The organism is Xanthomonas sp. NCPPB 3200, assembly GCF_056393585.1.
This window is the reverse complement of the sequence record NZ_CM150785.1, coordinates 828,956-841,660: the sequence shown is the minus strand read 5'-3', so window position 1 is coordinate 841,660 and position 12,705 is coordinate 828,956. Positions and strand designations below refer to the sequence as shown.

Here is a 12,705-nt window from a genome sequence, read left to right as displayed (position 1 = left end):
AGTCGGCATTGTCTCCGATCAGGCTCAGGATGAGATTAACGATTCAGCCTGATCACTCCCACGGCGACATAGCTGAATGGGCATATCATAAGTGCAGTAAACGTGAAAATGGCGCGAGCGACCGGCCGCCCGTCGGCGTGCCCGTCTTGCGCGCAGGCAACAAAAAAGGCGCACCCCATGGAGTGCGCCTTGTGCTCGGTTCAGCCGCCTCGCCTCGGCTGGCCCGGCATTCGCTACCGCTGCAGTTACATCTTTGCAGCGACGACCTTCAGGCCGGTGGACTTGACGCTCTTGACGCCTTCGATGCCCTTGGCAACTGCCACGGCCTTGTCGTGCTCGGCCTTAGTGGCAACCGTGCCGGTCAGGGTGACGATGCCGTTCTTGGTCTCGACCTTGACGTCGGTGCCCGACACATTGTCGGTGGCCAGCAGATCGGCCTTCACCTTGGTGGTGATCCAGGTGTCGGTCACCGGCTTCTTGGATTCGTTCATGTTGTCGGCAGCGTGATCCTTGTGCGCGGCGTGCTCCTGCGGCGCAGCGAATGCCTGCGAGGCACCCAGCGTCAGACCGAGCGACAGCGCCAGAGCCAGCAACTTGCGTGCATGTGTGATGTTCTTCATCGGATGTACCCTCCTGTGAATGTGGCCGCAGTCTGCAGTGGCGCTCGTCGTGCATACGTGACTGCCGGATGCAGGGGTTGTGAACCCGGCGCACACGGGTGGGTGCAATACCATGCAGGCCTCCTCCGTCGTTGCGATGAACCGTTTTCAATGCCTAAACCGTTCAATCTGGCCGTCGTCGGCTATGGCTATGTCGGCCGCACCTTCCATGCCCCGCTGATCGCCGGCACCCCCGGTCTGGCCCTGCACAGCGTGGTGTCGTCCAAGCCGCAGCAGGTGCAGGCCGACTTCCCCGATGTCGCCGTGCTGGCCGATCTGGAAACCGCATTGGCCGATCCGGCGCTGGATGCGGTGGTGCTGGCCACCCCCAACCAGACCCACGCACCATTCGCGTTGCAGGCCCTGGCCGCCGGCAAGCATGTGCTGGTGGACAAACCCTTTGCGTTGGACGCCGCACAGGCGCGCGAGGTGGTCGCTGCTGCGGCGGCGGCCGGGCGTATCGTCAGCGTGTTCCAGAACCGGCGCTGGGATGCGGACTTCCTCACCGTGCGCCGGCTGATCGACGAAGGCCAGTTGGGCGAGGTGGTGGAATTCCATTCTCACTTCGACCGCTTCCGGCCGCAGGTGCGCGACCGCTGGCGCGAAAGCGATATCCCCGGCGCCGGTCTCTGGTACGACCTGGGGCCGCATCTGCTCGATCAGGCGCTGCAGCTGTTCGGCACGCCACAGGCGATCGGCGCGGACCTGCAGCGCCAGCGCAACCAGGCGCGCAGCGACGACTACTTCCACGTCACCCTGCGTTACCCGCGGCTGCGCGTGATCCTGCACGCCGGCTCGCTGGTGGCCGACAGCGGCCTGCGCTTTGCCGTGCACGGCACTCGTGGCAGTTACCTCAAGCATGGGCTGGATACCCAGGAAGACCAGCTGCGCGCCGGGCGCCGCCCCGGTACCGCCGGTTGGGGCGTGGACCCGCTTCCGGGCACGCTGACCCGCGTCGACGACGAAGGCCGCGTGCATACCCATCAACCCGACACCACGCCGGGCGACTACCGCCAGTGCTACGCCGCGTTTCGCGATGCCCTGGCGGGCGCCGGACCGGCACCGGTCAGCACTGCCGACGCGGTGCAGGTGATGGAGCTGCTGGAGCTGGCACAACGCAGCGCCGCCTCGGGCCAGGTGCAATGGCTGGAAGGCGCGAACGCGGCTTCACGCGACTGATGCACGGCCGGGCGCCGGTGCAGGCGCCCAGCCGACATTTGGCATCGGCAATGGCGCGCTCGCGTTCTGCGCTGCCACGCCCGGGCACTGCATCGATGCGCACTGCCATCAGTCAGCGGGCACGCCGGCAGTCGCCAGACACAGACGCGATGGAACAGACCTGCACTGCGCGCCATGCAGGCGCGCAGGAATCGGCATCGCTCAGACGTCCTTGCTGCCGATCGTCGGCGCGGCTTCCGTGGTGGTCTTGACCGCATGACCACCGAACTGGTTGCGCATTGCGGCCAGCAGCTTGTCGGTGAACGAATCCTTGTCGCGCGAGCGCAGCCGCTCCATCAGCGACAAGGTGATGATCGGCGCCGACACTTCCAGGTCGATCGCCTCGGCCACCGTCCAGCGCCCTTCGCCCGAATCGGCCACGAACGGTGCGATACCGGCCATGGTCGGATTGTGCGCCAGCGCATCGGCGGTGAGATCCAGCAACCACGAACGCACCACGCTGCCATCGCGCCAGATCTCGGCGACCTGGTGCAGGTCCAGCGCAAAGTCGGTCTTGTGCTGCATCAGCGCAAAGCCCTCGGCATAGGCCTGCATCATTCCGTACTCGATGCCGTTGTGGACCATCTTGGTGAAGTGGCCGGCGCCGCTCGGGCCGACGCGGCCCCAGCCCTTGTCCGCTGCCGGCGCCAGCGTGGCCAGGACCGGATGCAGCGTGGTCACCGCCGCTTCGTCGCCGCCGACCATCAGGCTGTAGCCTTCCTGCAGGCCCCAGACGCCGCCGCTGGTGCCGCAATCGACAAAGGCGATCCCACTGGCATGCAGCAGCGCGGCGCGGCGTTGCGAATCCTTGTAGTACGAATTGCCGCCGTCGATGACGATGTCGCCGGCCTGCAACAGCGGCAGCAGCTGCGCCAGGGTGTCGTCGACGATCTTGCCCGCCGGCACCATCAACCACACCACGCGCGGGCTCGGCAGCGCGGACACCAGCGCGGCCAGCGCATCGGCAGTGACAATGCCCTTGGCCTGTGCACTGCTACGCGCGGCTTCGCCCGGATCGTAGCCATGCACGCGGTGTCCGCCGTGCACCAGGCGCTCGGCCATGTTGGCGCCCATGCGGCCCAAACCCACCATACCCAGTTCCATATTCGCTCCTCATGATCTGATCAGTGCAGGGTGCCACGCCCGGCGTACGCTGGCGTGGCGGAATTCTCAATGGATTGTTCCGCCGCGGTGCCGGCGCCGCACTGTTGCAGCTGCCAGTCGATCCAACGCCAGTACAAGGTGCTGCGCAGATTGTGCAGGGTCAGGTCGATGGCATACGGCGTGCGCGGATTGCGATCGAGCAGGCGCGCCACGTGGTACCCGATCGGCTTGATGCCCTTGGGATGCACGTACACCAGAAAGCCCTGGTAGAACGGGTCATCCAGCAGGCCTTGTAGCGTTTGCAGGCGTGCCTGCTGCTGCGGATCGAGCGTGGCACGCAACGCGGCATCGCGCTCGTACAGCAGCCGCTCGAAGCGACGCTTGCCCGGCCCGCGCAGCTCCCTGGCCAGCTCCCATATCTGCCGGTTGCGCGCGTCGTAATGCGCGAAGCCGCCGTGCTGCGCCAGCGCCTGCGCCGCCGCATCACTGACGTCCACCACCACGAAGTTTTCGGCCTGGTTGTGGATGTCGTCCAGAAACGACTTGTCGAACACATGCGCGATAAACCCCGGCGCGCCGACAAATGCCTGCCGCCCCAGCTGCGTGGTCCTGACCGCCTTGCCGTCGGCGAAGAACTCGCCGGCATGCGCACCCAGCAGGATGCTGTCGGTGTCGTGCAGGGTCAGAAATGTGCCGATCGACAACTCGCCCGAGGTGAACACCTGATCGAATCCGGCATCGCCATACAACTCGCGCTGGGTGGCCAGCTGGGCCACCTGCCGCCCCACTCCGCATTCGGAGCGCACCTGGCCGCGATAGAACGCATCCAGCGCCTGCGCATTGCTGCCGCGCGGTTGATAGCCGCGCCCGAAACTGCGAAAGCCGCTCCAGCCCTGCGAGGCCGCGCCACGCCAGCCGAATCCGATCCAGCCCAGCTGCAGCGCCGAAAACCGGTAGCCCGGGTTGTCCTGTAGCTGCGTGGTGGCACGCCGTGTGGCCGCACCGAGTTCGAACGCGTATGCGCATTGGGTGGCGCTGTCGTCCAGCAAGGCCTTGAGCGCGGCGCCGCGTTGCTGCGCGTTCCAGCTGGCCGGCAGCGTCAGTTGCAGATCGCCGGCCGCACGCGCCTGCGCAAGCGAACCGCGCGTACACGGCTCGCCGCGCTGGATCACCGGCGCACCCACTGCGGCGCTGCGAATGCTCCAGCCCAGCTTCTGCAGCAAGGCATCCACACAGTCAACGGACGCCTTGCGTGCGGTCTCGCTCGGCGCGGCCGCGGCAGCCTGCAACAGCTGCACACCGAGCAGCGCCATCGCGCATAGACGCACGGAGAGGCGGCGGCGCGGTCGGTGCGGCGCGAATACTGATACTGACGCAGGCCGCATCAGTCCCGTCCACCGCCGCGGGCGGGGCTTCTGAAACGCACTCATCGGTACAAGGTGGTGTAAATCGGCAGCAAGTTGCTGCATCCTCAGACGTAGAAAGCCCCGGCAGGACCGGGGCTCGTAGGATTCACTGCATCAGGTTCAGCGGCGTTCGCAGACGCGCTCGACCTGACGGTTACCGTTGGCTTGCTGGCGGTTGCCCTGGATGGTGCGGCCCGCTGCGCCGCCGGCAACTGCACCGGCCACGGTTGCCAGCTTCTTGCCGTTGCCGCCACCAACCTGGTTGCCGAGCAGGCCACCAATGGCCGCGCCGGCAACTGTCCCGCCGATGCGATTGGGATCGGTCGAGTTCTTCTGCACTTCGACATTGCGGCAGCGCACGCGCGTGCCATCGCCGAACTTGCGGCCTTCATCTGCTTCGGTGTAACGCTGCTGGTACGAACGCGTTTGCGCCTGCGCCAGTGTGCTGGTTGCCATCAACGCGATCAGGGACATACCCACGAGGGAATTGCGCATCTTCATCGTCTGTCTCCATCTCGCCCCTTGGCGAGTCATGGCTGCACTTTCGCCACTTGGTCGAGAACGCGACGTGAAGCGTGCAACCGGCTATTCAGGCTCTGGAGCAGAGCCTGAATCGCTTCGTCACGGTTGGCTTGCTGGCTCGGTTTGCGGCAGCTTGGCTGGTGTCGGCGGTGGGTCCTGCGCCTCCACCGGCAATGGCGCCACCGGCGGCTGTGCGACAGGCGTTGCAGCAGGTTGCGGCGCAGCTGTTGCTGGCGTGGCGGGAGCAGTGGCCGCCTCGCTGGCCTGAGCGGCCGCAGGCACCGGAGCCGGTGCTTGTGATATCGCATGCGGTGGCGGTGGCGGAGCAGCAGTTGCAGGTGCAGGCACCGCTTCGGTCACCTTGGGCAGGTACGAATTCAGACGGTCGAAGAAGCGTTTGTAGAAGGCCGCGTCCTGCACCGTGGTGCTGGACACGCGCACCAGCGAATCGCCGCTGCTGCCGACCGGCAACGACAACGAACCGAGCACGCCCACGCCGACGCTGGCCGAGGTCGAACTCTTCTTCAGCGCGTAACGGTCCTGCAATGCGCTGACGAACACCTGCGCCTTGCCGCCGTCCTGCGTGGCGCAGGAAATGCGCAGATTGAGTTGTTCGCTCTGGTCGGCTTCCTTGAGCTGGAAGTTCTTGCTGCCTTCCACCGCAGCGGCATCGGCACGCGTCACCGCATAGCCCTGGCTCAACAACACCCGGCGCGCGGCCTCGCAGGCCTGCGGCGAGGTGGAGGCCACACTGCGCGAGTAGGTGTCGTCGGAATTGAACGACTCACGCATCAGCATGGTGTCGCCCTTGCTGCCACCGCAACCAGCCAGGGTTGCCAGCGCGCCAAGCAGGGCACCGCGCGCAATCAGGGAAGAACAAGACATGGAGACATTCCGGCATCCAAAACCGGCACAGAGCATAGCCGCAACCGGTGTGCGCGCGGCGTCGCTTGGCCGATCAGGGCAACGGCGGTTCATCCGCTGGCAGTTGCAGGTCCAGCTGCAGGCGGCTGCCGTCTGCGCCGATGCGCTCGGCGCGCAGATAGTGGTGGGCACGCACCGCCGCCAGCGCGACCGGCGCCCGGCATGGCTCGCCCCAGAGGCTCAAGGCGAATCCCTGCGCCTGCAGCCAGACGGTGAGGCGGTCCCAGAGCGGCTGCTCGGCCTGCAGGATCAGGTCCAGATCCGCCGGCCCCTCCGGCACCGACTCGGGCGCCTGCAGCCAGCGCGCGTAGCTGCCGTGCACCTGCACCGGCAGGCCGTCTGCACGTAGCGCCTGCAGCAGCAGCGCTGCCTGCTGCAGGTCCAACTGCGCACGGCAGTGCTGGAAGATCAGCGCGTACTCGTGGCTGCGATTGCTGTGCGTGCCTGCAGGCGCCAGCGCTGCGCCCGGCCGCCGGTAGCACAGCACCCGCTCCTCGCGCAGGGTGAACAGGCTGGCAAGGATCCGCCCCAGATCCCACGCCTGCGGAATCACCCGCCCGCCGACGACGACGTTTTCCACCATCGCCACACCGAAGCCATCCACTCGCATCCGCTTGCGCAAGGCATGCAATACCGCCCGCATGCCGGACAGATAGCCTGCGTAATCGGCACTGGCATACAACTGCCCCGGCAGTGCCGCACCGCGCCAGTGGCAACCGAAATACGGCACGTTGGTCAGGCACAGATCGATCGCCGCCGCAGGCGCGGTGTCGACCAGCGTGCCGACCACGACCGGCGCCTGCACGCCGTGCCGCTGCAGGCGCGTACGTGCAAGTTGTGCACGAGCGGCATCGATCTCCATGCCATGCGCGCCACGCCCTTCCAGCGTCGCCGCCAGCAGCGTGCTGCCGAATCCACAGAACGGGTCGAACACCTGCGCGCCCGGCACGCTGAAGTGCCGCACGAACGGACGCATTTGATTCACCCAGCCGCAGTCGCGCCCGCCAAGCGGATCGGCTGCGCGCAGATCCTCGGGCAATGCCCAGGACGGCTCATCCGGCGCCGGCGTCCACCAGCTGCGCTGGTCGAGCTCATCCATCGGCCGGCTCCCACAGCACATCGGCATCCGGGTCCCAGCCCGCGCACAGGCGGCCATTGGCGAAGAACACCAGCTTGTAGAGGTCGCCGGTGGCGTGGCGTGCGTGCATGGCCGCGTAGTCGGCGCTTTCGAACACCACTTCGAGGCCATCCTCGCTGCGCATGCGCAGATTCCAGAAGTAATAACCCTCAGTCATGCCGTCGGCTTGCCAATGCGACCACCACGGCTGCTGCATGCAGTCCGCCAACAGGCTTTCCATGCCGATGCGATGCTGCGCGATATAGCGCCAGGTGCCATTGTTGCGGTACGGATCGTCCAGACGCGACAACTCGCGGAAGATCACCTGCGTGGCGCCACAGCGACGCGCCCACGCGATGTACTGCGCCACGCCATCGGCACAGTCCACGCCGCCCCGCTGCACGATGCAGACCAGCCGCACCGGCAGGCGCGCTGCGATGCGTTGCGCCGTCCGCGCGAAAATGGCCGCATCGGCAATGGGCTCGTCTGGACGAAAGCGCATGATCGCGTCGTTGCCGGCCTGCAGCGGGTGGTGACGCGACAGCTCGATCCACGACAGGCCGAAGTCGACCAGGGCATCAAGCAACTGTGCCCCCTGCGCGCGCGCCAGGCCGGCACCATTGCTGTACAGCACACGCTGCTCCACGCACGGGCCGTCGGGCGTCGTCGCCAGGGTCTGCAGCAAGGCCTGCAACCAGTCCGGGTCGTCGGTCATCTCCAGGCCGGACAAAGAATACGACAACGGCACCCCGTGCAGCAGCTGCAACGCAGCGCGCAACTGCGCAAAGTAGTCCGGCCCTGGCCGTAACATCGCTGCCGCCGGGCCACCACGGTGTTGACGCAGGTTTTCCGAACAGAAGCCGCAGCGCGCCGAACATGGCCGTACCGAGGCATACGGGGTCAAGGTGATCGGCAACGCTGCCCGATACGCGCGCTCGCCGATGCGCAATGCATGCCATCGGCTGCTCTCGTCCTGCTGCGGCACACGCCGCCGCAGGCTGGGCGCGGCGGCGCGCAACCCGGCCAACAGCGGCGATGCAGACAGCAACGAGTCGTCGTCGAAGGAGGCGTGCATGCCGCTAGCCGCGCGGCGAACGTCAGCGGCGCGCGGCGTCGGCACGTGCGCGCACCTGCTCCAGGGTCCACTCCTGCTGCATGACGCCGTTCTCCCACACCGTCACCAGCGCATCTTCGCTGTCGGCATGCGCGTCGACTTCATCCAGCAACGCGCTGCGATAGCTGCCATCGGCACGGTCGCGCAGCAGGGTCAGCCGACCGCGCTTGCTCTGCTTGCCCTTGTCGGTGATCGGGTCCTTATAGACATCGATCCATTGCCCGTCCACGCGCACGGCCGAGCACTTCAACGCGAACTTCTGGGTGTCGCGATCCACCTTCTGCAACAGCGCACCGCCCATGCCGAAGGCGACGTTGTCGGCGGCATAGCCGGCAGCAGTGATGCGTTCGAGAATCGCGCGCAGCGACTGCGGGTTGATGCCATCGCCCTGGATCACCCGTACATGGTTGAGCACCTTGTAGCCCTTGCCGTTGCGCTGATGGCCGAACGCCTCGTCCAGCAGCAGCAGGCATTGCTCGACCACATCCACTGGGTCGCCCGAATCCGGACGGATCACCACCGTCGCACCGGAGGCAATCACCTCCTCACGCAAGGTGGTGCCCCAATGCTCGCGGATCGCGCGGTAGATGTCGTAGCTGTCCGATACCACCGCCACCAGCGAACCGGGGCGCGCGAACTGCGCCAGCATGTTGCGATACGCATCGGCCTCGCGCTCGCGGCCCCAGCTGGTGATGGTGCTGTGCTCGGCAGCGGGAATCGAATAGCCGGCTACCGGCGTGTGGTAATGCGCACGCGCCAGCAGCAACGCCGACAAGGTATCGGTGCCGAGGAAGTTCACCAGATGCGCGGCACCGCCCAGCGCGGCCGAACCAAGGCTGGACACCCCACGCGCTCCGAAGTCATGCAGCTTGAACGGCAACTGCCCTTCCGGATCGTCACTGGTGCGCTGCAGGTAATCGCGTACCACCTGCTTCACCTGCCAGCTCACCGTTGCCACCGTCACCGGGTACCACACGCGCAACAGCAGCGTTTCCAGGTACGACGGCACCCAGAACGCCTTGGGATCGGTGGATTCGATCGTCATCAGCACGTTGTGCGTGGGCACGACCGTGCCTTCGGGCACGGCACGGATGCGGATCGGCAGTTGCCCGCCGAGACGATCGACGATGTCACGCCAGCCGGCCTCGTTGAACGGCTCGCCATGCGCGGCCAGCAAGGCCTTCGCATCGTCGATGTCGGCATGCGTCACCGGCCGGCTGATGGCCTCTTTCAGGATCGACTGCAGCCCGAAGAACACGGTCTGGTCGTAGACGCCACCGCGCGATTCGACATAGAAAAACGCTGCATCGGTGCCGGGTGGATACTGCAGCCAGTGGCTGGCCTTGTAGCTGTCGGTGTTGAGCAGCAGGTTATCGAGGTAATGCATGACGGAAGCTCCTTCGCGTCGAATGAACCAGCGGTCTGTCCGCCGGCGGGGAGGCTACGGTTCAAGCCGATCTTGGATTGCGCCCGGACGCATTTGGTGGATGACGGCACGCAATTGTTGTCGGCCTCAGCCGCGACCCAGGAAGAATTCGAGGATATGCAGATGATCTTCGTACAGGCGCGGGCCCATCGCCATGACTTCGGCAAGTGGAATCCAGCGCGCCTTGTCGGCATCGTCGCCACCACGCACCGCGGGCAACTCACCGGCCGGAAATTCGAAATGGAATGCATGGGTGATGGTGCGCCCGCGCAGGCTGCGCTCGGGGTGGTCGAACACCTGGCGTCCGCGCAACGAGCCCTTGAGCACCGGCACCGGCACCTTCAGCCGTGTTTCCTCGCGCAGCTCGCGCAGGCAGCCGTCCAGCAGCCCTTCGTCCTGGCCGACGAAACCGCCCGGCAATGCCCACAAGCCCTTGCCCGGCTCGGCGCGACGACGCACCAACAGCACGTGGCCCGAATGCACCACCACCGCATCGGTGGTGACGAAGGTCGGCGGATACGGCGCATCCTTCCAAGCGGCGCGATACTGCTCGATGAAACGGTATTCGGCCACCAGCTGCGCGTAGCTCGGCGAGTTGCGTCGGAACGCTTCCAGCATGTCGTACACCGGCGCCGGCACATTGCCGCGCAGCATCAGCAACCCACCGTGGAAACCGATCTCGCCGGCCTCGAACAGATAGCGGCGCAACTCGGTGGCCGACAGCGTGGCGGTATGTTGCACATCTTCCAGCGGCCACTGCGGAAACTCGCGCAAGTAGTAGCTGCTGGCGTCCTTGTCCATGCCGATCAGGCCGATGCGCGCATCGGGCGTGCCGCCATCGGCCTGTACGGCCTCGGCGACCTGGCGCTGCACCTCGGCAATCCACAGGCTTTCGTTGTACAGATGGTCACGCAACGGGCGCAGGATCAGCCGCTGGCTCTCGCCCGGCAACGCGCACTCGATCATCACCGCACGTTCGGCGACGGTCCACGGATTACGAATGGTGCGAGGCGTGTCGGCAGAGCCGATCAACACGATGAGCTTGTTCGCCTTGCCCAGCGCGTGGCGGGCGACGGCGGCGTGGCCGTTGTGAAAGGGCTCGAAACGCCCGATAAACACGAGATAGTCGTACTGCGGTGCCATGAGAATCCCTCACGGTTGAGTAGGCAGCCAGCGGTCTATCCGATGGCTTGGTGCAAATGCTACGCCGATGTGCGACGACGTCAAGCGGGCGCGGTATGTCGATGACATTTCGGTCATGCATGCCGATTAGACTCGCCGATTGGTCCTTGAGGAATCCGCCTGCATGTCACGCCTGTCCGTTTGCGCCATCTCACGTTCCCTGTTCGCCGCACTCGCGCTGCTGTGCATCGCCTTGCCTGCGTTGTCTGCACCTGCGCCTGCGCCCTTGCGGGTGATGTCGTTCAATGTGCGCGTGCCGGTGGATACCGATGGCGACAAGCGTTGGAGCGTGCGCCGCACGGCGATGGCGGCATTGGTCGAACAAGCGCACCCGGATGTCTTCGGCACGCAGGAATTGGTGCAGGAACAGGCGCAATATCTGGCTGCGCAACTGCCTGATTACCGCTGGTTCGGCAAGGGCCGCCGCGGCGACGACAGCGACGAGCACATGGGCGTGTTCTACGACAGCCGCGCGTTGTCGGTGGTGGAATCGGGCGACTTCTGGCTGTCGGAAACGCCACAGGTCCCCGGCAGCAGCAGTTGGAACACCGACCTGCCGCGCATGGTGACCTGGGCCCTGTTCGAGCGTCGCAGCGACAAGCGCCGCTTCTATCTGCTCAACACGCACTTCGCCCACCGCGACCAGGACGAGGCCGCCCGAGAGCACAGCGCGCGCCTGATCCTGTCGCGCATCGCGGCGCTGCCGGCAAACATTCCGGTGGTGCTGACCGGCGACTTCAACAGCGATCCTGACCAGGGCACCTACCGCGTCCTCACCGCCTCGCTTGGCGATGCACGCGCCCGTGCCCCCGAACCGCAAGGCCCGGAAAAAACCTTCCAGGACTTCACCACGCAGCCGACCCGTCGTATCGACTGGATCCTGTTCCGCGGCCTGACACCGACACGCTTTTCCACGCTGAATCAGCGTCCCGGCGGTGTATTGCCGTCCGACCACTATCCGGTGCTGGCCGAATTCGCCTGGCCGCGTTGATCGCGCCAGCGACGTGACGCTGTCACGATGCCGGCCGCTCTGACGCTACGCAGCTCAGTCGTGTTGCAGCCAATCCACTAGCGCTTGCAGCATGGTCGACGGCACAGGCTCGCAACGCAGCACGATCGAAAGTTGCCGCGGTGCCCAGGCTGCATCCAGGGGCACCGTGGCCAGTTGATCGCGCACGCATGAGCGTTGCACTGCGGCGTGCGGGAGAATCGCCACGCCCATGCCTTGTGCGAGCATGCGGCACAACACGTCGATGCCTTGTACCTTTGCACGCATGCGCACCTGCACGCCGGCGCGGTTCATCTGCACGCGCAGATGCCGTTGCAAGGCGCTGTCGCCGGCCAGCCCCAGCGTGTCCATTCCGGCGAGCTCGCTCAATTGCAGTGTCGCGGCGCCGGCCAGTGGATGCGCTGCAGCCATCACCAGCACCAGCCGATCCTCACGGAACGGCAGCACCTGCAGCCCACTGAGATCGGCATGACCTGCGACCACGGCGATGTCGGCGCGTTCCTCGCGCACCGCATCGGCAGCTTCGTCGCTGCCCTGCTCGGTCAATGCCAGATCCAGCTGCGGATGTGCGATGAGAAAATCCGCCAACCGTTCGGGCAACCATGCCGACAGCGCCGCGGTATTGGCCGCCAGCCGCAGCGTCACCTGGCCACCGCCACCGTAGCCGCCCAGCTCCAGCTGCAGCGCCTCGGCCTGCCGTTGCAATTGCCGTGCGTGCCGCAGCAACACGCCGCCGGCCGGAGTCAGGCTGACGCCGCGGCGCCCGCGTTCCAGCAGTACGGCGCCCACCTGCAGCTCCAGCGCACGAATCCGCGCACTGGCAGCGGCCAGCGACAACGCCGCGCGTTGTGCACCGGCAGTAATGCTGCCGGTCTCGACCACCGCGATGAACAACCGTAAATCGACAAATTCCAGATGCATGAGCGCTCCACAAGCACGTGCATGTCATCGACATGCGCTCGCCACCGACAGGACAGGCCAGCCAAGCCAGGGGCCTCTGCACGCGCGGCATCCCGCCTTAGCC

The 12,705-nt window shown here is 66.2% G+C and carries 12 protein-coding genes; 2 read left to right on the top strand and 10 right to left on the bottom strand.

Going from position 1 to position 12,705, the window contains the following annotated elements:
- Window positions 1–245: 245 nt before the first annotated feature.
- Window positions 246–620 carry a BON domain-containing protein gene (locus AC06DU_RS03565; RefSeq protein ID WP_024939670.1) on the bottom strand — a complete coding sequence of 125 codons (375 nt, stop codon included), beginning with the start codon at window positions 618–620 and terminating at the stop codon, window positions 246–248.
- Window positions 621–770: 150 nt separating this feature from the next.
- On the opposite strand from AC06DU_RS03565, the gene AC06DU_RS03560 reads away from it, so the two are divergent.
- On the top strand, window positions 771–1,838 hold the full coding sequence (locus AC06DU_RS03560) for an oxidoreductase (RefSeq protein ID WP_184457178.1): 1,068 nt from the start codon (window positions 771–773) through the stop codon (window positions 1,836–1,838).
- A gap of 201 nt (window positions 1,839–2,039) precedes the next feature.
- Here AC06DU_RS03560 and gnd read toward each other — a convergent pair whose 3' ends face one another.
- The 8 genes from gnd to AC06DU_RS03520 form a co-directional block, all read right to left on the bottom strand.
- The gene (gene gnd, locus AC06DU_RS03555) at window positions 2,040–2,981 is read right to left on the bottom strand and encodes a phosphogluconate dehydrogenase (NAD(+)-dependent, decarboxylating) (protein WP_104560615.1); all 942 of its coding nucleotides are present in this window, start codon (window positions 2,979–2,981) and stop codon (window positions 2,040–2,042) included.
- A 20-nt stretch (window positions 2,982–3,001) separates the two neighbouring features.
- A complete protein-coding gene (locus AC06DU_RS03550; RefSeq protein WP_478203579.1) occupies window positions 3,002–4,294 on the bottom strand; it encodes a hypothetical protein in 1,293 nt (430 codons plus the stop codon).
- 213 nt (window positions 4,295–4,507) lie between these two features.
- On the bottom strand, window positions 4,508–4,888 hold the full coding sequence (locus tag AC06DU_RS03545) for a glycine zipper 2TM domain-containing protein (RefSeq protein ID WP_024939674.1): 381 nt from the start codon (window positions 4,886–4,888) through the stop codon (window positions 4,508–4,510).
- A gap of 120 nt (window positions 4,889–5,008) precedes the next feature.
- Window positions 5,009–5,794 (bottom strand): DUF2242 domain-containing protein, encoded by a 786-nt coding sequence (locus AC06DU_RS03540; protein WP_024939675.1) that lies wholly within the window; start codon window positions 5,792–5,794, stop codon window positions 5,009–5,011.
- A gap of 73 nt (window positions 5,795–5,867) precedes the next feature.
- On the bottom strand, window positions 5,868–6,932 hold the full coding sequence (locus AC06DU_RS03535; RefSeq protein ID WP_478203578.1) for a DNA methyltransferase: 1,065 nt from the start codon (window positions 6,930–6,932) through the stop codon (window positions 5,868–5,870).
- Window positions 6,925–8,025: a radical SAM family protein gene (locus AC06DU_RS03530; protein ID WP_478203577.1), complete on the bottom strand. Its 1,101-nt coding sequence runs from the start codon at window positions 8,023–8,025 to the stop codon at window positions 6,925–6,927. Before AC06DU_RS03530 ends, AC06DU_RS03535 begins: the two co-directional genes overlap by 8 nt.
- A gap of 22 nt (window positions 8,026–8,047) precedes the next feature.
- A complete protein-coding gene (locus AC06DU_RS03525; RefSeq protein WP_104577073.1) occupies window positions 8,048–9,451 on the bottom strand; it encodes a nicotinate phosphoribosyltransferase in 1,404 nt (467 codons plus the stop codon).
- A 126-nt stretch (window positions 9,452–9,577) separates the two neighbouring features.
- Window positions 9,578–10,633 (bottom strand): bifunctional nicotinamide-nucleotide adenylyltransferase/Nudix hydroxylase, encoded by a 1,056-nt coding sequence (locus AC06DU_RS03520; RefSeq protein ID WP_434982470.1) that lies wholly within the window; start codon window positions 10,631–10,633, stop codon window positions 9,578–9,580.
- 163 nt (window positions 10,634–10,796) lie between these two features.
- Here AC06DU_RS03520 and AC06DU_RS03515 point away from each other — a divergent pair, with 163 nt between their 5' ends.
- Window positions 10,797–11,663: an endonuclease/exonuclease/phosphatase family protein gene (locus tag AC06DU_RS03515; protein WP_435014909.1), complete on the top strand. Its 867-nt coding sequence runs from the start codon at window positions 10,797–10,799 to the stop codon at window positions 11,661–11,663.
- A 54-nt stretch (window positions 11,664–11,717) separates the two neighbouring features.
- On the opposite strand, the gene AC06DU_RS03510 is transcribed toward AC06DU_RS03515, so the two are convergent.
- Complete coding sequence (locus tag AC06DU_RS03510) at window positions 11,718–12,602, bottom strand: LysR substrate-binding domain-containing protein (RefSeq protein ID WP_167708401.1); 885 nt, start codon at window positions 12,600–12,602, stop codon at window positions 11,718–11,720.
- Window positions 12,603–12,705 lie beyond the last annotated feature (103 nt).

Bases quoted from the DNA above. Each gene is read 5' to 3' on its own strand.
- AC06DU_RS03545 (WP_024939674.1), bottom strand. From the start codon at position 4,888: ATGAAGATGCGCAATTCCCTCGTGGGTATGTCCCTGATCGCGTTGATG.
- AC06DU_RS03540 (WP_024939675.1), bottom strand. From the start codon at position 5,794: ATGTCTTGTTCTTCCCTGATTGCGCGCGGTGCCCTGCTTGGCGCGCTG.
- AC06DU_RS03515 (WP_435014909.1), top strand. From the start codon at position 10,797: ATGTCACGCCTGTCCGTTTGCGCCATCTCACGTTCCCTGTTCGCCGCA.
- gnd (WP_104560615.1), bottom strand. From the start codon at position 2,981: ATGGAACTGGGTATGGTGGGTTTGGGCCGCATGGGCGCCAACATGGCC.
- AC06DU_RS03550 (WP_478203579.1), bottom strand. From the start codon at position 4,294: ATGGCGCTGCTCGGTGTGCAGCTGTTGCAGGCTGCCGCGGCCGCGCCG.
- AC06DU_RS03535 (WP_478203578.1), bottom strand. From the start codon at position 6,932: ATGGATGAGCTCGACCAGCGCAGCTGGTGGACGCCGGCGCCGGATGAG.
- AC06DU_RS03530 (WP_478203577.1), bottom strand. From the start codon at position 8,025: ATGCACGCCTCCTTCGACGACGACTCGTTGCTGTCTGCATCGCCGCTG.
- AC06DU_RS03525 (WP_104577073.1), bottom strand. From the start codon at position 9,451: ATGCATTACCTCGATAACCTGCTGCTCAACACCGACAGCTACAAGGCC.
- AC06DU_RS03510 (WP_167708401.1), bottom strand. From the start codon at position 12,602: ATGCATCTGGAATTTGTCGATTTACGGTTGTTCATCGCGGTGGTCGAG.
- AC06DU_RS03565 (WP_024939670.1), bottom strand. From the start codon at position 620: ATGAAGAACATCACACATGCACGCAAGTTGCTGGCTCTGGCGCTGTCG.
- AC06DU_RS03560 (WP_184457178.1), top strand. From the start codon at position 771: ATGCCTAAACCGTTCAATCTGGCCGTCGTCGGCTATGGCTATGTCGGC.
- AC06DU_RS03520 (WP_434982470.1), bottom strand. From the start codon at position 10,633: ATGGCACCGCAGTACGACTATCTCGTGTTTATCGGGCGTTTCGAGCCC.